Source organism: Okeania hirsuta, from assembly GCF_003838195.1.
GTDB lineage: Bacteria > Cyanobacteriota > Cyanobacteriia > Cyanobacteriales > Microcoleaceae > Okeania > Okeania hirsuta.
Map to the genome: position 1 here is coordinate 21,637 of NZ_RCBY01000049.1, position 19,272 is coordinate 40,908.

Sequence of the window (19,272 nt, forward strand, 5' to 3'; positions counted from 1 at the left end):
CTCTGGAAACCTACTATAAATTTTACTTATGAGTGCAACATTTCTCCCTTGTTATACGGGTTTTACTTATTAAACACTTCATAAATTTCAACATTATCTTGTAAATAAATTTGCAGCCATTGACAATCTAAATATTATTTTTAATATAATTTTATAAATATTTACTACAAATATTGTTCCCAAAAACGACTGTTTTGTAGTCTTTCAAATCCAATTAGTATTGTTTAGTTAAGTTATGGAAACTTTTATGGTTTTATCTATAATTTAGAAGTATTTTAAAAACTAATATATTTACAGATTTTTACTTGATAAAGATTTGTTTAAAGATGCTAGTTTGCTATTGCTTTATTTTTGTTGTTAGCAATATTATTAGGGAGTCAATAAATTTGGCAGAGTAACTCCAAAATTATTTATAGGTATATGATTAAACATAATTATAAACTTACTAAGTTCTTGGCCTCTGGTACAGCAGCACTTAGTGTCCTTGCTGGTTTTGATATTTTCACTTCTCCAGTGCTAGCTGCTACTTTTTTTCATCTGAATGCTGATTATGCCAATATATCCGATGTTACTGCACAAGGTTTCGAGGTAGTCCTCCTTAATGAATCAGCTACGATAAGCATTGATGAAAGTACAATACGAACTGTGCCTGGGTTAAATAGACCTGATGCATTTCCGCCTGGTATTTCACAACCTTCACTTAATTTGTCTAATTCAACTCCCCGTAATAACAATACAAATCGAGTAATTCTTGATTATGAAGGTACAACAGGGGAGACAGTTGCTCCGAATCAATATATACACATTTTGGCAGACGGTTGTTATGAAAGTGGTAGAGTAAAGGTTGAAAGAACAAACTTTACTCTCGGTACAAGTACTCCAATCTCTCCTGAATTAGCAATGCCAGGTTGGTTTTATTTTGGTGAGACTCCAGGAGTGAGTTGTAGTTCCGAGGACACTACATTTTTAGTAGCTCAGGATACCGCACCTTTAGCAACTGAGGATACACCTGACCTTTTTAGCATTTTTAGATTAAATCTTCTTGATGATAGCGACCAAGTATTTTCACACATTTTTCTCGAATTTGAAGGCACTGGTGAAGTAGCTTTTTTCAATGACTTGCAACAAGAAGATTTAAGGTTTACTGTTCAATCACAATTAGTAAGTGAGTTTATTCCCACCGAAGAGTTAACTGTTGAACTCGATGGTTTTAGCCTTCCATCTTCTCTGATTGAATTAAATCCGGGTGAAGAAATACGGGTGGATGCTAATGAAAAAGTTCCTGAAAATTCTTTTCTTTTTGGACTATTATTGCTGGGATCATTAGGTTCAATTTCAATTTTGAAGCAAAAACTAAATTTTCCAAATCAAGTAAATGTTAATGAACACTAAAGAAATAATAAATGTGGGAATCTCCAAGTGGTGGAGAACTCCTACAGTTACTCTATCCTATATAGTCTGGGCTACAATCAGCAGCACAACCGCCCAAGCTCAGGTAATAGATCGGTACTTTACGATTCAGCCGATCCAAGTATGCAATAATGCAGGTGTTAACTGTGCCCCTACACCGCTTTTTGAAGCAGAAGTGGAGAAGATTTATAGGCAGGCTGGTATAGCTCCTCTATTTTTGCCAACGACTCAACTAGACAATACCGCTCTTCTCCAGACGCCGGGGATAGCTACTCTCGATCAGCCTGGAAATGGTCAACATCCTAACCCCACTACCATCAATGCTTGGTTTGTAGAAGAGTTAGAAACAGATCCCGGATTTGTCCTCTATGGTCAAGCCTGGCTAAATGCAAACGGAGTAGCAATTAACGGAACCGCCGTCGAAAACTTTAATGGAGGTAATGGACGTAGAGATACCCTAGCACATGAAATAGGACATAACTTTGGCCTTGAACACAATAATTTTGGAGCAGGGGGAGCTAATAATCTGATGACCAGAGGTGCAGATCGAACAGTGCCGGATGGTCTAGCTAACATCTTTCCTGAAGGCGCTGACCTCAGCCAACTAACACCAGAACAAATCACCCAGATTCGTAGCAGCCCTCTACTCAATCAAGCATCTCAAGTAATTGTAGATACAAATGGTTCGACACCAATTGACTCCGATGATTTTTTCCTTGTTGAGTTTCAGGATGGGCCTGCGGGGGTTTTTCTGGAAAGCCTAACCCTTGACCTTGCACCCACTAACACATTTTTTGATACGATTGATAATGCTCCATTTTCTGTCTTCCCAGGTGGCGATGGCTCACCATTTATGGTTTCAAATTTAAACGGTATTAACAGCGCCGAGATTATGCTTATGGGAGGCAATGATTCTCTTGATGGAACGCAGGAGCTAACTCTAAACTTTACTCCAAATTCTTTTACTGTGGGCGATTCGTTCAGATTTGGGGTCGATATCGATCTTTTCAGTAGTATAGATCAGTTTGGTGCAACGCCGGAGGACTTGATAGGTTCTCTTTTCTCGTTTACCTTTAGCGACGGCTTTGGCTCTCAAGCGGAAATAGAAAACGATCTAATAGCAAACTCCATCGTGCCAATGAATATTCTGACCTTCAACGGCCAGCCTATGGGAGGACCTCAAATCCCACCGGGAACTATCACCGACCCCGATCCGGAGCCAGAACAAGTATCCGAGCCAAAGAATACGATTGCTATATTACTTATCGGACTAGGAGGCTTATACCTTCATATGAAAAGGCGTTATAGCAGAGCATGAAATACCTATGTTAAGCAACAACTTTCTATCAATTTTCCAGGTTGTTGCTCTCGTAATATTGATGATAGCAGTTCCCGGAGGGTCATATACCGATCGACCTCAGATGAGTCAGAAACAGAATACTACACCAAAAGAGCTTATAAGGAGCGTGGAAAATGCTTCCGATGTTGATCGAATTCGTTTACCACCTTTAAAAGCTGAGTTTTTTTCACCAAAAAGAGACTTTCGCTTCATCGTGTCAACGAGGGATAACTGGAAGTCTATGCGAGCATATGGTAAATTGGTACAATTGAGAGACAAAGTTTCAGAGTTGGTTTGGGAAAAAGAGTTACCTCAAGAATACGGACCTCGCTATGTGGTTGTAGGACAGCGAGGAGAAGTACTGATGCTCGATGAGTGGATTAATGTTAAAAGTAAGTATGCCATTGTAGTTGTAAATTTGCAAAATGACTTGATTATCCAATATACTTTTGACAAAGTTCAGGAAGTATTGAATGTTCCAGCCTCAGTAATTATACAAAAGGCTGTTCAAGGAAGTTGGTGGATATCCGGATCGCCTAGTTTAGATAAATTGGGTTTAGGAGTCTACGTCCCAACTGCAGATAAAATCCTCAGAGTTGATCTTAATACAGGTGAATTATTAGTTATAAAAAGTATACCTACGTAACATGCACTAAAAGGTGAAAAGAAAGACCCTAAAACACTCTGAGTAGTGGACTTCAGAATATTGGTGCAACAAAGCCATTCAAAATTCAATTCTAAATTCTAAATTATCGCTTTTTGCAACATAATATCCCCTACTCTCAGAGCATTAGCTGCGATAGTCAGAGCGGGACTAACACCCAAAGCATTCGGCATAAAACCACCATCTACAACAAAAACATTTTCATGGTCATGTAAACGACAGTCTTGGTCAAGTACAGATGTATTTGGATCTTTGCCAAAGCGAGTTGTACCTACTTGGTGGGATGTATGAATATCATCTTTATGACCCATTGCGCCAAAGCATAATACCGCTCCTGCAGACCGAAATACCCGTTTTAACTTAGTCATGTAATACCGAGAACGGAAAACATCATAGGAATGAAATTTGTGGAACAGACGAATTTTCCCATCCTGACCAATTTCTATCCGATTTTCCTCTTGGGGTAAATCTTCAACAATACCAGTTATTGCCAACATCCGCTTCAACAGAAATTTAGCGATGGGTTGAGGTATTGGTACAGGAAAATTTTCTTGTAGAGAAAGAAGTCCGGGAATAGGTACAGTTTGAGCTAACCCTAATTTATGTGGAAATTCTTTGGAACCAAGATAGAGGTCTGTAAACCCTAATTGTTTAATAAATTTATCCGCCCCACCAGTAGATTGTTTGAATAATCCCGCCGCTAAAGCACCACAATGATACATATAATTCCGTCCTAGTTGTCCGCTACGCCCTGTTAAACCAGACTTCATCAGAATAACTGGACTACCCAATGCTCCAGCAGACAGAATATAAGTTTTAGCTGTAAGTTCCTCAACTGTGCCAGTTTTGCGACAACGAAGGCGAATAGCAGTAACTTTTTTACTGGTATTAGTAACTAAATTTTCTGCCTCTGTTAGGGTTTGAACTTTGAGATTATAATCAAGAATTGCCTGATCAATAGCACGCATCACTGTAGAAGCACGAGATTCATTGGGACAGTAGAAACCAGGACATTTAGAACAACGTAGACAAGTATCGAAGTTTATACCGAAGGCAAGATGAAATGGAGTTAGTCCCGCAGCTTTAATACCTTTTTCTAATTGTTGGTTAATTGGTTCGAGAGGTGGAACTGTGGCCGGATAACCATGACTTGGCGTACCAATATTCAGCATTTTGTGTGGTTTATCCCCGGCGACACCGAATAAAATTTCTGCCTGGTCGAAGTAAGGAGCCATATCATCATAGGCGATCGGCCAATCCCATAGATGACGGGGTAACCATTGGTCATAAAATTTACCTGGATGGAAATCGTATGGACTTGGGCGCATGAGTACCCCACCATATAGGGATGTACCACCACCTAATATTCCTGCGATGTGAAGTTGGGCGCTACGTCCATTTACTTGAATTTGGCGATCATCAAAAGCTTCTTTATCAATCAGCATTCGTTGCTCATCTTGAAAGGCTTCAACATCACTAAATCTAGGACCACGTTCCACAAGGAGAACTCGTTTACCAGCTTTTGCTAGAGTATGGGCAATTGTTCCTCCCCCTGCACCACTGCCAATAATTATTGCGTCAAAATCGTAACCCACTACTCTCTCCAAATATATTTTTTGAGTTTTGTTTTTGATTAAATAAACTTAAGTATAAGTTACCTAAAATATATGAATAATTTATCATTAATTTTTTGTTATTTGAGATACAAAACACTTTATATGTAGAACAAAAAGGGGAGTAAATATTATCAATATAAAAAAGCTAAAAATTTCAAGTTTACCTCTAGCAAAAAAAATAGCGATTGCCTTACTTAACCTCTAAATTTTAAAAAATACCATCAAGTTTAGAATCTAACTAAGGGAATTAATCAATAATGATTATAGAGGAAAAATTATAGCTATTATGGCTATTATTGATTTGGGAGACAAGAAAAATTCTTACCATCGTAACAGAATAGTTGGGCAAATTTATCCTGGTCAGTTTGACTGGTTTAGTTTAACCGATGGTAATACCATTTCTCTGTAACAATGTGCTTAATAATTGTTGCTCAGACCTAATTAAGCTGACTATTCTAATCTTGATATTAAGTGCAACTTCATGGAGAAATGGTATAAGTATGTCTCCCTCAAACAAAATGCAGCAAGGATAGTTTATTCTCAAGTTTTTTCTGGTTTTTATTTGGCTTTATCAGAATTACTGAGAGATAATTTCAATGAATTTATGACTGTATTTATAGTTTAGCCACTAGATTTTTACCAAATAGATATAAAGGATAATTGGCAACTATTTTTGTCACCATTTTTGCTCACTGGATTTCTGAACAAAACTCCATAATTATCTTTTCTTTTGCGGGTTTAATACCCCACCGTCAACGGGGGTGCTTAAAATTGTTTAGGGTTTGTAGACACGGAGTGCCCTGTGGAAGACTATCCATAAGCAATTTTTCCTTATGCCTTCTGCCTTTTGCCTTCTGCCTTCTTCAACTTTAAACTTTCTCTTTTTCACGTTCCTGTGCAAACAATTTTTCTAAACGGTCTGCCCAATGTTTCTGATTAATATTAGCATCTTGAATATAGGGAGAAATTGCAATTAGCTTCATAAATAATTCATTAAAAACTGAAAGAGGAAAACGCATTGGTCTCATTATGTCTAAGAATAAAACTACACGGACACCATCAGTTTCATTCCAAGCTTCATGGGGAAAAGAATCATCAAACATCATACTTTTTCCTTCTTCCCAATGACGGGTTTCATTACCAACTCGAATGCGACATTTTTCTTTTGGTTCAGGTACTTTTAATGCCAATAAATAACGAATAACTCCTTTGTAGGGACCTCGATGTTCGGGAATATGTTTACCAGGTAATAAAATTGAAAAGAATGCTGTTTTCATCCCCGGAATTTTTTCGATTAAACGAGTTGTTTCTGGGCATCTTTGACAATTTTTTTCTGATTTAATACCATACCCATACATAAAATATGTTTTCCACAAATCATCAGGGCTAGTATAATCAGCTTGGTCTGGAGAAATGTCTTGGAAATTTGGTAAATTATCTCTGTATTTTAGGAGTTCATCTAATTCTTTGCGAATCAATACCCAATTTGCTTCTACCTCAGTGGTCCAGTCAAATTGTTTAGAGTCAAAAAATGCTGTATCGCCAATCAAGGAATATTTAGGAATTAACTTTTCATAATATCCAAGAAGTTTAACTCCAATACCATATATTAATATTCTCCTAAATTTTGCCCTGATTGTTTCTAAAGAGAGATTCACCATAGATTTTTTTGGCTTGATTTTAAGCTGTTTGGATAATTTTTATTTAACCAGTCCAAGTTAATATAGTACACAAACTAATATTTTGGAAGTCGAGAATAATTAAAACATTTTAAAACAATTGTCTATGGCACTACGTCTTTTGGTATCCATTCTTAGAAACCTACGATTATCTACATAAATCTATGATTTTCTCTAAATAATCATAGTTCTTGTCAAGCTGTTATTTACCCCCAATTTACTGAGCGGATACAAAATCACCTAAATAACACGGGAGCATGAAAGCCATAGTCTTTTAAGCGATGGATCAAAGGTGAGGAGTCGGATTTTAATCCGAATATTTTATTTTACCTCAAAGCAACGTTGAAGCTCCCCGTGTTTGAACCGGGACATGAAAACAAGGGAGTTGTTTGGACTAGACAACTTTAGTTGTCCTTTGTTACTATGATCAATAATAAGTTTTCGCACCGCCGGTTTCCAATTTACTCTTGTCCGCAAGTTTTAGTAAGTAAAAATCCCGAATTAATTGCTATCTTAAAATTCTTATGTGAACAGTCTCACAAGCTCACTAACATGGGAATATATTATGGCAGACAATTATATTTTAAGTCTCACAAAACTCCAGGTAAGTATGACGCAGGAAAAAGTCTACAAAAATTCCAAAAATCCAAAATAAAATCAATTCTTATCCATAAATAATCAATTACTCCCCTCCTGGGAGGGGCGAGGGGTGGGTTCCCTGTTCCCTGTTCCCTGTTCCCTGTTCCCTCTTTTCTGGAGATGTCTAATGAAAAATCCCAATACAAAATATGATTTTCTAATTGTAGGTAGCGGCATCTTTGGTATTACTGCTGTTGTAGAATTAGCCAAAAGAAAATATAAAGTGGCAGTTATTAACCCAGATACCATTCCCCATCATCTAGCAGCTTCTACTGATATTACTAAAGTTGTTCGTATGGAATATGGTACTGATAAAGAATATTTCCGCATGGCAGAAATATGTATTGACCGCTGGAAAGAATGGAATGATTTTTTTGCGGAAGAATTATATCACGAAGTAGGTTTTTTAATGCTGTGTAAAGATAAAATAGAAAGCGATCGCCACAGCTTTGAAAAATTTAGTTACCAAAATCTCATCGAAAGTGGTTATTCTCCAGACAGAATGAATGCTGAAAGTATTAAAGAACGTTTTCCAGTTGTGAATACCTCGGTCTACATAGATGCTAATTTTAATCCCAAAGGAGGTTATGTAGAATCTTCACTGGTAGTAGAAAAACTAACTGAGTATGCTTGTTCTTTAGGTGTTGAAATTTACCAAGGGCAAACCGCAGAAAGTTTGATTGTAGAAAACGGGAAGCTACAAGGAGTCAAAACTAGAGAGGGAAATACTTTTCAATGTGGTCATGCGCTAGTAGCAGCAGGTGCGAATACTCCCTATCTTTTGCCAGAACTACAACCTTACATGAAAACGACTGGCCATCCTGTTTTTTGGTTAAAACCTCAAAATCCTAAATACTTTTCGTCGCCATATTTGAGCGTTTTTGCAGCCGATATTTCTAATTCTGGTTGGTATGGTTTTCCTTTTTTGCCTAGATATGGTGTTGTCAAAATAGCTAAACATTCTAGTGGTGTACCTCTTCATCCCGAAAATAGCGATCGCCGAATAAAGGATGATGAGGTAGAGAAGATGCGGTCTTTTCTGAAAATGACTTTCCCCGAATTGGTAGATGCACCTTTGGTGTATACTCGTAGATGTTTATATACTGATACCCTTGACGGACACTTCTGGATAGATAACCATCCAGAAATTAAAGGTCTTTCTGTGAGTAGTGGTGGCAGTGGGCATGGATTTAAAATGGCACCTTTATTAGGAGAAATTACAGCGGATGTTATGGAAGGGAAATCAAATCAATTTTCCCAAAGGTTTAGATGGCGACATTTAACACCTGATACCGTTCAAGTTGAAGAAGCGAGAGGTTCTGAAATTTAGGCGTTGCATAGAGTGCGGGATGAATTTGTGGTTGTGGGGAGTGTGGGAGGAGCATTGACTTAATCAAAGAATAACGATACAATACGTTAAAAAGCATACTTTTAGATAGGCTGCGCTAACTCGTACATGAAATCCATTAGAACCAAACTCAAATTAAATAATAAGCAGAAAACTCTGATGGCTCAACACGCGGGCTACTCTCGATGGTGCTATAACTGGGGTTTAAGTTTGTGGAATGCTGCATACATTGATGGTTACAAGCCTAATACTCGTAAACTCAGAGAAGTGTTTACCAATCACACAAAACCTCTTTATCCTTGGATGAAAGACTTATCATCTAAAGTTTATCAATATGCTTTTATTAACTTGGGTGAAGCATTTAAGAGGTTTTTTCAAGGGTTAGGTAAATATCCAAGATTTAAGAAGAAAGGTAAGTCTGATTCATTTCCTACGGAATGCTACGCAAACACAATAGATAATTGTGGAAAACCAATAGAACTAAACGGATGGAGTCACAAATTACCTTTTATTGGTATAGTTAAAACTTATGAACCTATTGAGGCAACAGTTAAAAAAATAACTATTAGCAGGCAAGCAGGAGATTGGTATATTAGCTTTAGCTTTGAATTTCATCCTCACACCATACCCAAAAAAACTGATGTTATCGGTGTAGATTTAGGTGTAAAAACCTTAGCTACTTTAAGCGATGGCAAGGTGTTTCCTAGTATCAAACCTTATGGAAAAGCTGAGAAAAAACTGACTAAGCTGCAACGTCAAGTTAGTAGAAAAGTCAAGTATTCAAATAATTGGTACAAAGCTGTAATCAAGTTAGCCAAGCAGCATAGACGAGTAGCTAATATCCGCAAAGATGCACTTCATAAACTGACAACTTACTTAACTAAGAACCACGGCTGTGTTGTCATTGAAGATTTGAATGTGTCTGGTATGTTAGCCAACCATAAACTAGCTAAATCAATTAGCAGATAGTGATTTTATGAGTTTAGAAGACAGCTTGAATACAAGTGTCAATGGTACGACTGTGAATTAGTAGTAGTAGACAGATTTTTTCCATCATCTAAAACTTGCTCTAGTTGTGGTCATGTACAGGATATGCCTTTGAATATCAGAACTTATGACTGCCCAGAATGCGGTCTATCAATAGACCGAGACTTAAATGCCTCAATTAATTTTAGAAGAATGCGCTGACAAATACAAAGGTTTCTGTCGCCGTTACACACCCAGGAAAAAAACAACCAAGAAAAATGATTGGGGCAAGAGAATATTGAGCAAAGTTCCCAAAAGCAAGGTATCTCCCGGACAAATACCCTTACCATTTTTGATAGAAAAGATTGTCTTGATAGAAATTCCAGAAATTGCACAGACAGCGATACATTTTATTAAAGCGAACCGTTTTCCCAATTATTCTGTGGAGTGGTAGGGGCGGTTTTTTTCAGTTATCAGTTATCAGTGGGGTTTGTAGGGGCGGGTTTCACCAAAAATATTGTTATAACTGATTGATTTCTCTAAACCCGCCCTGCTTTCAACCAGATTTTGGGTGTATGTTGATATTGATTGAACGCGGAATGGGGGCGGGTTTATTTAATTTAATGTTAATGCCGATGAATTTGGTGTGGAACCCGCCCCTACGTTCTTAATCGCCTCCACCAGCTTTCCAAGCAATAGCTTGACTCGGTTGAGGATCGGGTAACTTCAGGGAAATTAAACCTGCTGCTAATACAAACGACATTGATACCCACAGACAACCAACTAAACCAAATATCTGATAAACCAACCCAGATAAAACTGTACCTGCAAGACGACCACCAGAATTAGCCATATAATAGAAGCCAACATTTAAAGCTACTTTGTCATCATCTGTAAATGCCAATACCAGGTAGGAATGAACCGCAGAGTTAAAAGCAAACACTACACCAAACAGCATCAGTCCACTAACAATAACCCAATTAGCAGGTAAACCTGATTGTAACGCAATAGCGATCGCGCCGGGAATACCAGTTAATGTAAACGTCCAAAATTGAATAGTTTTTGATTGTGGTGGCTCACCAGAACCAAATTTTTGTATAAGTGTCGGTGCTAAAGATTGAATAATACCATAACCAATAACCCAAGAAGCCATAAATCCACCAACTTCATAAAACGACCAACCCAAAGTACCTTGCAGAAAAACAGGTAATCCTACTACAAACCAAACATCTCGCGAACCAAATAAAAAGAAACGGGCAGCAGAAAGAATATTAATTTCCTGACTTTTAGAAAAAAGTTCTTTAAAGTTCACTTTCTGCTTAATTTTGCCCATGTCTTCTGGCAACATTATGCTGGTGAACAGAATTAAAAATAATCCGCCTGCCATTATCCACAGAGCATTGACAAATCCAAATAATGTCAGTAGCGCACTACCGACAAAAAAACCAACTCCTTTCAGAGCATTCTTGGAACCAGTTAATACTGCCACCCACTTAAATAGAGATGATTCAGCATCTTCAGGCACAACTAACTTAATCGCACTTTTAGAACTCATTTTCGTTAAGTCTTTAGCTATTCCCGAAAATGCTTGTGCTACCATCACATAAGATACAGCCAACCATTGTGCCCAACTTGGGTTTACCCATGAAAGCATAATTAGGGCGAAAACCTGCAGAGCAAGACCGCTGTAAAGAGTTACTCTTAATCCAAACTGTGAACCGATCCAACCACCAAAAAAATTAGTAAAGATGCCAAAAACTTCATAAAATAAGAACAAAAAGGCTATTTCTAGGGGAGAGTAACCAATTTTGTAGAAGTAGAGTAGCACTAACATTCGTAAAGCACCATCAGTAATGGTGAAACCCCAGTAAGCAAGAGTGACTAGGGCATAATTTTTTATACTAGAACTTGTGGTAGAAGCCATGATTTTAATTAATTTAAACTATTGTAACCAATTTGCTAAAATTAAACCTTCAATTCTTAACATATCAGAATCATTAGAAACTAACACTAGATTATGATAAATTGCTGTAGTAGCAATCAAAATATCGGGAAATTGTATGGGTGTTCATTTTTTCCTTAAATTTGCATAAATGCCAGAGGTGATATTAATTATCTCTATCTTGTCTAAAAACAAAATATTGATATCACTATTACACAAATCCTCCAAAATAGCTAACTTTTTTGGGGATTAACTGCTAATAAAACTCCCTTACTTTCAAAATAGGTAATACAACTGATAAAAAGTTTTTCTTTTCTATAATTAAAATTATTCAGCCGAATATCAAGTCTAGAATCTTTTTTAAGAATAGCAGTTAAAATATTTGTATCTAATAAATATTCAATTCACATTTTCCTTATATCTCGCATTGCTGCATCAAACTCTTCTATTTATTATTCAGGAGTTAAATCACTTATTAATTCATATAATACTTGTCCCCCAATATACGTCTGATTTTAGAACTAATTATTTCCTCAGTCATTTATTGTAATTCTTCTAGAGAACAATTTCTCATAAAAGTATCGAATATAACTTCAACCATTTCATCTCTTTCTAAATTTTCAAACAAATTATCAGTAGCAAGGAAATTATCTATAATTGGAATTTATCTCTGCTTAAAAATATCTTTCATTGTAATAGAAACATCAGTCATATTTTTCTCATTTTTATTTGATTTATTTTCCCATTTATTAAGTTTAGGAAATCTTTTTTCTAGTTGTAGCAGCTTTCCAAGAAGAACAATAGTGGGAGCATCTTGCTCCCTTCCCTACTATTGCCTATTTACTGTAATATTACAATAACTATTTCAAACTCAGAGCAACTTTTCGAGCTAACTCTGCCATACGGTTAGCATAACCCCATTCATTGTCATACCAAGCCAAAATTTTCACTTGAGTTTCATCTACTACCATTGTTGAAAGAGCATCAATAATAGAAGAGCGGGGGTCATCTTTATAGTCAACGGAAACTAAAGGACGTTCTTCATAACCTAAAATTCCTTTCAGCGGTGGTTGTTCAGATGCAGCTTTCAATAAACTGTTAATTTCTGCTACCGAAGTAGGACGAACTACTTCAAACACACAATCTGTCAAAGAAGCATTCAACAAAGGAACCCGCACCGCTAAACCATTCAACTTACCCTTAAGTTCTGGGTAAATTAATGCGATCGCTGTTGCCGAACCAGTTGTAGTCGGAATCAGTGAAAGACTTGTAGCTCTGGCACGACGCAAATCTTTATGAGGTGCATCAACAATAACTTGAGTATTAGTATTATCATGGATAGTAGTAATAACTCCATGTTTAATTCCCAATCCTTCGTGAATCACCTTTACCACTGGAGCTAAACAGTTGGTAGTACAAGAAGCTGCCGTGAGTAAGTGATGTTTTTCAGGTTCATACAGATTATCGTTAACACCCATGACTACATTTAAAGCTTCTTCTTTAACTGGTGCTGCCACAATTACCTTTTTGACACCATTCTGAAAGTAAGGTTCGAGAGTGCTTGGAGTCCTAAACTTGCCAGAACATTCCAACACAATATCAACACCAAATTTGTCCCAAGGTACTTCACCTGGTTGGGAATATTCACTGAAACTGAGAGGTTTACCATCAATTATTACCTGTTCGTCTGCTGCTTCTACTTCCGGCGACCACCTGCCATGTACAGAATCAAACTTAAGTAAATGCGCTGCTGCTGCCGTACCTCCTTTGATTTCATTAATGTGAACAAACTCTAGTTCTGGCCATTCCCAAGCTGCACGCAGTGCCAACCTTCCCATGCGACCAAATCCATTTATTCCTATGCGCATTGCCATATTTTTCCTCCTTTAAATTTTCGATAGTTTTACATAGCAATGGTGAATAGCATAGTACGGGAGGAAGATGCTCCCACTGTAGTGTCTCATAATAAAAATAACTACAAAGCACTACCATTACAATGCACCAACACCAAATTTTCTTTTTTCTTAACTAGCTCAGGACTTAGGCAAATTATTAGATAATACACTATCTGTAGAAGCAAATGGCATGATAGTATCCAGCTTTTTAATCTCTTAAACAAGTTAATTTTTTGCCAAAGTCTGTAAAAAGCTACTTTGAGATTCCCGTAAATCAATTTCTGGGTTTGCAGTTGAAATAATTTCCATTGCCTCATCATAAGATGAACCAGAAATAATCAAATACCCCGCAAGAGCAGTAGCTGTTCGTCTTTTGCCATTGCTGCAATGAATTACAACACCATTGTTTTGACTATCAATAAAATCCTGTAGTTGTTTAATTTGTTCCCGACTTGGTGCAGTTCCTCCTTTGGTAGGCAACCACAAGTAAGGTAAGTTTGCTTGTTTGTAAAGCTCTAAGTTAGAGGGATCATCCATCAAAGAGACTATTGCACCGATACCTAGTTTCTGTAATTCTGGCAACTCTTCTGGCAATGGTTTGCGAACTCCTGCCAGTTTCTGTGGAATCACCCACCACAAATTTTCTGCTATCGGTTGAGTTGTTTTTTCTTCCATAGTTAATTTCTTTCCTTTTCTTTACGCTCACTATAGCGGTCTGTCAAATAATCAACCTTATCTCGCAACAATAATGTAAACTTGCATAATTCCTCCATAACATCAACAACGCGATCGCGATAAGCTGAATCTTTCATTGTCCCATCTTCATTAAATTCCTGATAAGCTTTCGCTACAGAAGACTGATAGGGATGTTATAAATAGTTTCGCTCCTTTAAATGTCAAATAATTGCCCCAAACTATGGTCTTATCAAAGTTTTTAGTAGATCAAATCTAACTTCTGACTTCTGACTTCTGACTTCTAACTTCAGTGAAATTTTCTACCCTACTCCCCCACTCCCCTTCCCCTAATCTCCAACAAATGGAGTCGCACAACAAGGAGAATCTAATAAAGTTGCCTTCTCTGGTTCGTGAGGAAACCAAAAAGCTGTGCGTTTGCAAAACTATACCAACATCAACATTACTGGTACTTCTATTAATACTCCCACTACTGTTGCTAAAGCTGCCCCAGAATTCAAACCAAATAGAGTAACTGAAGTGGCGATCGCTACTTCAAAATGATTACTAGCTCCAATTAAAGCAGCGGGAGTAGCATCTTCATAATGTAATTTCATTTTCAAAGCTGCTACATAAGTAATCAAGAAAATAAAATTAGTCTGGAGAAATAGTGGTACGGCCTTCTTGAAATCTCTCAGCAGTATTTTTACAGTTTTGTTCATATTTTTTATATCTGTGATATTTCAAAAAAAATTGATATTTTAGGTAAGGCTAGTATAGCGAAAAAAGTGGAGGTAAGAACAAACTTACGCAGTCCCCTCTGAAGTCAGAAAATTTCCCCACAGCGTAGGTTACAGTGGGGTAGTTCAGTATCTATGACAATACCCCTGCTGGGGTAAAAGGTATCTTTATAAGATATACTTATTTTTTATATATAAAAAATAGTTATTATTTATATATTTCTCATAAAATTTAGACTTTTGCTCTAGAATTGGTATACTAAAGCATAGTTTGGACGTATAGCTCAGTTGGTTAGAGCACTACCTTGACATGGTAGGGGTCACAGGTTCGAGTCCTGTTACGTCCATTTTTCTGCGAACCTTGTTGAGTAGAAGTTTATCCTGAAAAGATTATAGTGTTAGCGGAGCTTTGTGTCAGCAATCGCCTAAATTGGTATGGGCTATATATAGTGTCTTTGGGTAAGTCATGTTAATAATATACCCATTGTTTCGTTAATCTATTCGATACTAAAGAAGTAAAAATGATCAAGATAACTCATGCTTAACACATACAGAGAGAATATTTTACCTCTTTAGTCACAATCTAAAGAAGTGTAAAAATTAATTCCTTTTCTTGTTAAATATAGCGAAACTATTAGAGGTGGCCATCTATAGGTACAACCAAGATATGTAAATAGACATCTGGTAAAAATCCAAAATCAAATCAATTATCACACATAAATTATCAATTCTTTCTCCCTACTGCCTACTGCCTACTGCCTCTTTTCTGGAGATGTCTAAATGCCATACAAATACCACTAGACATTATTTATTGGCCAACTGCTTATTTTTATACGACAATATAAAAGATTATTATATACAAATTAATTTAAAAGAAGTATTTTTGATAAAGTGTCTGTAAAATCTAGAAGTCATGGTATAATCAGATTACTAAATTGGAAAAAGTAGTTAGTCTAGAAAAGGCTAAAATATTAGTGATTAGGGGTTATAGCTCAGTTGGTAGAGCACCTCAATGGCATTGAGGGGGCCAGCGGTTCGAGTCCGCTTAACTCCATGTTAATATTCAATAACTACTTAGCTTAAGTAGAGCAGGCTAAAAAAAAGACGTTGCATTTTTAATCAAAAAAAACCCTAAAGAAAATGAATATAAACTTTTGAGCTAATTTACAATTTGATACATAGCGCCCAAAATTTACCATGTTCTACTTAGCTGTGAAATTCAACTTTAAATAATAGCAGTTTTGAGTTTACTTTTTTACCGTTATCAATGCTTTTAACAATTCTTATTTGTATGGACTGAAACTAGATAAATTAATCATAAACTACTCCTGATAGAGTAAGTCTGTTGAAACAAGAATATCTAAATACTCCAAATATTTCCTTTTTGTTCAAATTAAAACTTCAGTTCTTAAAACCATATCATTTTTAAGATAGACTAAAGTCTGTTTGAAGGTTTTCCTTCACCTACTAAACCTAGCTATAGTTGTCGATAGATTTTCATAATACCAAACTTAGCTATTGCTCCACAATTGTCAAATATTTCATTTGATGTATCAAAACGTAGTGTAATACAATACATTTATGGAATCTTCATTTATCCTTTTTAAAGTATTTGGTAATTATATAGGGGATTTATGATAACTATATTTAATTTTTTGCTTCTACTCTGATTGATTTACCCTTATTATCTGTACGATAAGACCAGGTCTCATTACCATCAGACAAGATAATATACCAACCTTCTACTAATCTTTGCCCACAAAGTTCATCACTATTTGCAAGTCCCAAGCAAGTATTAGGCCAAATTTCTTGACTGACTTGAGTAACTTTGATATTTTTAGGCAAAATACCCGTTTGATTACTTAAATCTTCGCGAACAGCATCAACTATATTATTAGGTATTATTTCGTCACGATCGGCAATTTTTTCCACTTTATCTAGGGTGGGTTTACTGATTTTTTTTAGATCATCAAAATTTTGATTAATGGAAGGTTCGCTAACAGCAAGTATCTGATTGATAGATTTATTTTTTAGAGAAAATGGTTGAGATATTTCTGTCTGGTTGTCGATTTTAATCTCTGTTGCAGACTTGATAAGGTTAGCAAATTTATTAGCTGTAGAATTAGTTTTGGTATTTGTTTCTAATTGTTGAGATTGAAGCTCTTTTACAGCAGCAATTGCTGTTTCAGTAAGATTGGGATATGCTTCAGCAGCTAATATTCCAGTCAAAATTAATGCTAGTAAAAAAGGATGAGGTGATTTATGATCAACTCGTTCATTTGGATTTTGTTTATGATTTTTAGAGTTTAATTTCATGGTTAATACGCATTTATTATTGCTAGATTTACTTGTGATTATTAGTTGGGAAACCAGTCACTTGAGAACTATGACTAGAACTACAGGATCAAATAAAAGTTTAAGTTTTAATTTTATTCTGCTACTTGGCTACATATAACAGTAGAATTGCAAAATTTAGTATTAGTTGAACTTAATCTGTCTATCTCTAATTAATCTATCATCACTAAAATGGACTTGATTTGTACCATTTTGTCTGATTAGTCACAGATAATACAAATTTACAGTATTTAACTAAAATCAATAGACTTACTAAAAAGTCAGTTAGTTCCATAATAATTTGTCATAAAAGCTCTAAAAACAAACAACTATTACTTGATTTCAACTTAATTGGGTGTTTTTCCGGAGAAGAGACTTTTTCCCAAAGCTTATGTAAATGAAAGTTTGCTTCTATCTAAAATTTCTGCTTAATTGAAAAGATCTGCAGCTATCAACAAGACGATACAATATTTAGCTAGTGAATTTCTAAATTTTTACTGACAAATCAAAATTATAATTATAATCTCATCACAACTTAGAAGTTTCTACAGATGGATAAAAATATTTTCCGCAGGCAGTAGAAAATTAAGTCAGCACAAACAAATTTTGGTGCTATTAACAATTTAGTAAGAGAAGATAATGGAGACCAATATTATGGACCCGTTACTTGAAGGTGGTGCTGCTATACAACAGCGTGATTACACCTTAATCATCGATAAAAGCAAAGATATGTATCTATCTGACTCTGCCATAGACAAAAGTCCTTGGGAACTAATGCAAGAGTCGGTAATCAAATTAGCAAGTGAATGTGAGAAGCTAGATTTAGATGGACTAACAGTTTACCTATTTTCAGACTATTTTAAACGATATGACCAGGTGACATCCACGGACTTAGCTCATATCTTCCTGGAAAATCAACCTTCGGGCAAAACTAATTTAGCAGATGCTCTTAAGGATGCTATTGATAATTATTTTGAGCGACGTGCTTTAAATACAGCAAAGCCAAATGGGGAAACTATCTTAGTTGTTACGGTAGGTGAGATAGAAGACCCTGAGCGAGTCAAGGATATTATAATTTTTGCGGCTAATAATTTGCAACAAGATGAAGAATTGGGTATTTCACTTATTCAGGTAGGAAATAAGCCTGAAGTAACAAAGTTTTTTCAATTATTAGATAATGAATTACAAACAATAGGTGCCAGGTTTGATATTTGTAATACTGTGACTATTGACGATTTGAAAAAGATGAATTTAACTGATGTTTTAATTAATGCTATCTTTAGCTAAGATAATTTTGTAGCAATTAAAATTTAGAGAACGGCTTTTTGAATTTTCCCTCTGAAGATTTAAAAGCTGGTTAATATAATGCAGGTCATTTCAGGTTGATGAGGTACAGTAACAACAATTTGTCAACCAATTTTAAAATTCTGGGGGTTGATCAAATTTAAGAAGTGTACCTCATTTACCTAAATAACACGGGAGCATGAAAGCCATCGTCTTTTAAGCGATGGATGAAAGGCGAGGAGTCGGATTTTAATCCGATGTATTTTATTTGACCGAAAAGCCACGTTGAAGGCCCCGTGTTTGAACCGTGGGGATGAAAACAAGGGAGTTATTTAGACTAGACAACTAAAGTAGCCCTCTGTTACTATGATCAACAATAAGTTTTCGGTCCGCCTGTTTCAAATGTACTCTTGTCAGCAAGTTTTAGCAGGTAAAAATCCTGAATTAATTGCTATCTTAAAATTCTTGTGCGAACAGTCTCACAAGCTAACTAACATGGGAATATATTATGCCAGGCAACTATATTTTAAGTCTCAAAAAGGCATTGGCAAGTATGACTTAGAAAAGGTATACAAAAAGAACAATCACTATAAAGTTTTACATTCTCAAGCAGCACAACAAATATTGAGAACTGTAGCGGAATCATTTCGCTCTTATTATGGTCTAATAAAAGCCTATAATGAAGGTACAATCGAACACAGACCAAGGATTCCTAACTATAGAAAAAAAGGGGGAATGGCTACA

At 36.0% G+C, this 19,272-nt stretch carries 13 protein-coding genes, 2 tRNA genes and 4 pseudogenes; 11 read left to right on the plus strand and 8 right to left on the minus strand.

Features of this window, described 5'->3' with window-relative positions; genetic code table 11:
• The first annotated feature begins 420 nt into the window (after window positions 1-420).
• From D5R40_RS10895 to D5R40_RS10905, 3 genes are all read left to right on the plus strand, one after another.
• Window positions 421-1,392, plus strand: a complete 972-nt coding sequence (locus D5R40_RS10895; RefSeq protein ID WP_124154639.1) for a hypothetical protein — start codon at window positions 421-423, stop codon at window positions 1,390-1,392.
• Complete coding sequence (locus D5R40_RS10900) at window positions 1,382-2,728, plus strand: zinc-dependent metalloprotease family protein (RefSeq protein WP_161564976.1); 1,347 nt, start codon at window positions 1,382-1,384, stop codon at window positions 2,726-2,728. The genes D5R40_RS10895 and D5R40_RS10900 overlap by 11 nt, the downstream gene beginning before the upstream one ends.
• A 61-nt stretch (window positions 2,729-2,789) precedes the next feature.
• Window positions 2,790-3,395: a hypothetical protein gene (locus D5R40_RS10905; protein WP_124154641.1), complete on the plus strand. Its 606-nt coding sequence runs from the start codon at window positions 2,790-2,792 to the stop codon at window positions 3,393-3,395.
• Between the two features lie 98 nt (window positions 3,396-3,493).
• On the opposite strand, the gene D5R40_RS10910 is transcribed toward D5R40_RS10905, so the two are convergent.
• The gene (locus tag D5R40_RS10910; protein WP_240041577.1) at window positions 3,494-5,020 is read right to left on the minus strand and encodes a GMC family oxidoreductase N-terminal domain-containing protein; all 1,527 of its coding nucleotides are present in this window, start codon (window positions 5,018-5,020) and stop codon (window positions 3,494-3,496) included.
• Window positions 5,021-5,315: 295 nt separating this feature from the next.
• Here D5R40_RS10910 and D5R40_RS40935 point away from each other — a divergent pair, with 295 nt between their 5' ends.
• The gene (locus tag D5R40_RS40935) at window positions 5,316-5,438 is read left to right on the plus strand and encodes a hypothetical protein (RefSeq protein WP_275670365.1); all 123 of its coding nucleotides are present in this window, start codon (window positions 5,316-5,318) and stop codon (window positions 5,436-5,438) included.
• Between the two features lie 460 nt (window positions 5,439-5,898).
• On the opposite strand, the gene D5R40_RS10915 is transcribed toward D5R40_RS40935, so the two are convergent.
• A complete protein-coding gene (locus D5R40_RS10915; protein WP_124144832.1) occupies window positions 5,899-6,690 on the minus strand; it encodes an aspartyl/asparaginyl beta-hydroxylase domain-containing protein in 792 nt (263 codons plus the stop codon).
• Window positions 6,691-7,474: 784 nt separating this feature from the next.
• Between D5R40_RS10915 and D5R40_RS10920 the strand changes: the two genes are divergently transcribed.
• The 3 genes and pseudogenes from D5R40_RS10920 to D5R40_RS10930 all read left to right on the plus strand — a co-directional run bounded on the left by D5R40_RS10920 (window position 7,475) and on the right by D5R40_RS10930 (window position 10,115).
• Window positions 7,475-8,677 carry an NAD(P)/FAD-dependent oxidoreductase gene (locus D5R40_RS10920; RefSeq protein WP_124144833.1) on the plus strand — a complete coding sequence of 401 codons (1,203 nt, stop codon included), beginning with the start codon at window positions 7,475-7,477 and terminating at the stop codon, window positions 8,675-8,677.
• 126 nt (window positions 8,678-8,803) lie between these two features.
• Window positions 8,804-9,883 (plus strand): annotated as a pseudogene (locus D5R40_RS10925) (RNA-guided endonuclease InsQ/TnpB family protein).
• Entirely contained in the window at window positions 9,852-10,115 is a 264-nt protein-coding gene (locus D5R40_RS10930; RefSeq protein ID WP_124144834.1) for a hypothetical protein, read from the plus strand. Before D5R40_RS10925 ends, D5R40_RS10930 begins: the two are co-directional and overlap by 32 nt.
• Before the next feature lie 213 nt (window positions 10,116-10,328).
• Here D5R40_RS10930 and arsJ read toward each other — a convergent pair whose 3' ends face one another.
• The 5 genes and pseudogenes from arsJ to D5R40_RS10960 all read right to left on the minus strand — a co-directional run.
• A complete protein-coding gene (gene arsJ / locus D5R40_RS10935; RefSeq protein ID WP_124154642.1) occupies window positions 10,329-11,585 on the minus strand; it encodes an organoarsenical effux MFS transporter ArsJ in 1,257 nt (418 codons plus the stop codon).
• Window positions 11,586-12,463: 878 nt separating this feature from the next.
• Window positions 12,464-13,477 carry an ArsJ-associated glyceraldehyde-3-phosphate dehydrogenase gene (locus D5R40_RS10945; RefSeq protein ID WP_124144836.1) on the minus strand — a complete coding sequence of 338 codons (1,014 nt, stop codon included), beginning with the start codon at window positions 13,475-13,477 and terminating at the stop codon, window positions 12,464-12,466.
• Window positions 13,478-13,723: 246 nt separating this feature from the next.
• Window positions 13,724-14,173: a phosphatase domain-containing putative toxin gene (locus D5R40_RS10950; protein WP_124144837.1), complete on the minus strand. Its 450-nt coding sequence runs from the start codon at window positions 14,171-14,173 to the stop codon at window positions 13,724-13,726.
• Between the two features lie 2 nt (window positions 14,174-14,175).
• Window positions 14,176-14,364, minus strand: a pseudogene (locus D5R40_RS10955) (arsenical resistance protein ArsH); the annotation flags it as partial.
• 156 nt (window positions 14,365-14,520) lie between these two features.
• Window positions 14,521-14,850 (minus strand): annotated as a pseudogene (locus D5R40_RS10960) (arsenic resistance protein); the annotation flags it as partial.
• Between the two features lie 333 nt (window positions 14,851-15,183).
• Here D5R40_RS10960 and D5R40_RS10965 point away from each other — a divergent pair.
• Both D5R40_RS10965 and D5R40_RS10970 read left to right on the plus strand, forming a co-directional pair.
• Window positions 15,184-15,257, plus strand: a tRNA-Val gene (locus tag D5R40_RS10965).
• A 634-nt stretch (window positions 15,258-15,891) separates the two neighbouring features.
• Window positions 15,892-15,964: transfer RNA gene (locus tag D5R40_RS10970), tRNA-Ala, on the plus strand.
• A 593-nt stretch (window positions 15,965-16,557) separates the two neighbouring features.
• Here D5R40_RS10970 and D5R40_RS10975 read toward each other — a convergent pair.
• Complete coding sequence (locus D5R40_RS10975; protein ID WP_124144838.1) at window positions 16,558-17,226, minus strand: DUF8738 domain-containing protein; 669 nt, start codon at window positions 17,224-17,226, stop codon at window positions 16,558-16,560.
• A 672-nt stretch (window positions 17,227-17,898) separates the two neighbouring features.
• Between D5R40_RS10975 and D5R40_RS10980 the strand changes: the two genes are divergently transcribed.
• Entirely contained in the window at window positions 17,899-18,531 is a 633-nt protein-coding gene (locus D5R40_RS10980; protein WP_124144842.1) for a vWA domain-containing protein, read from the plus strand.
• 399 nt (window positions 18,532-18,930) lie between these two features.
• Window positions 18,931-19,272 (plus strand): annotated as a pseudogene (locus D5R40_RS10985) (RNA-guided endonuclease TnpB family protein); the annotation flags it as partial.

What these genes read in the sequence shown, in the direction of transcription:
- D5R40_RS10975 (WP_124144838.1), bottom strand. Translation starts at nt 17,226, where the DNA reads ATGAAATTAAACTCTAAAAATCATAAACAAAATCCAAATGAACGAGTT.
- D5R40_RS10905 (WP_124154641.1), top strand. Translation starts at nt 2,790, where the DNA reads ATGATAGCAGTTCCCGGAGGGTCATATACCGATCGACCTCAGATGAGT.
- D5R40_RS10945 (WP_124144836.1), bottom strand. Translation starts at nt 13,477, where the DNA reads ATGGCAATGCGCATAGGAATAAATGGATTTGGTCGCATGGGAAGGTTG.
- D5R40_RS10915 (WP_124144832.1), bottom strand. Translation starts at nt 6,690, where the DNA reads ATGGTGAATCTCTCTTTAGAAACAATCAGGGCAAAATTTAGGAGAATA.
- D5R40_RS10980 (WP_124144842.1), top strand. Translation starts at nt 17,899, where the DNA reads ATGGACCCGTTACTTGAAGGTGGTGCTGCTATACAACAGCGTGATTAC.
- D5R40_RS10920 (WP_124144833.1), top strand. Translation starts at nt 7,475, where the DNA reads ATGAAAAATCCCAATACAAAATATGATTTTCTAATTGTAGGTAGCGGC.
- D5R40_RS40935 (WP_275670365.1), top strand. Translation starts at nt 5,316, where the DNA reads ATGGCTATTATTGATTTGGGAGACAAGAAAAATTCTTACCATCGTAAC.
- D5R40_RS10950 (WP_124144837.1), bottom strand. Translation starts at nt 14,173, where the DNA reads ATGGAAGAAAAAACAACTCAACCGATAGCAGAAAATTTGTGGTGGGTG.
- D5R40_RS10895 (WP_124154639.1), top strand. Translation starts at nt 421, where the DNA reads ATGATTAAACATAATTATAAACTTACTAAGTTCTTGGCCTCTGGTACA.
- D5R40_RS10900 (WP_161564976.1), top strand. Translation starts at nt 1,382, where the DNA reads ATGAACACTAAAGAAATAATAAATGTGGGAATCTCCAAGTGGTGGAGA.
- D5R40_RS10930 (WP_124144834.1), top strand. Translation starts at nt 9,852, where the DNA reads ATGCCTCAATTAATTTTAGAAGAATGCGCTGACAAATACAAAGGTTTC.
- arsJ (WP_124154642.1), bottom strand. Translation starts at nt 11,585, where the DNA reads ATGGCTTCTACCACAAGTTCTAGTATAAAAAATTATGCCCTAGTCACT.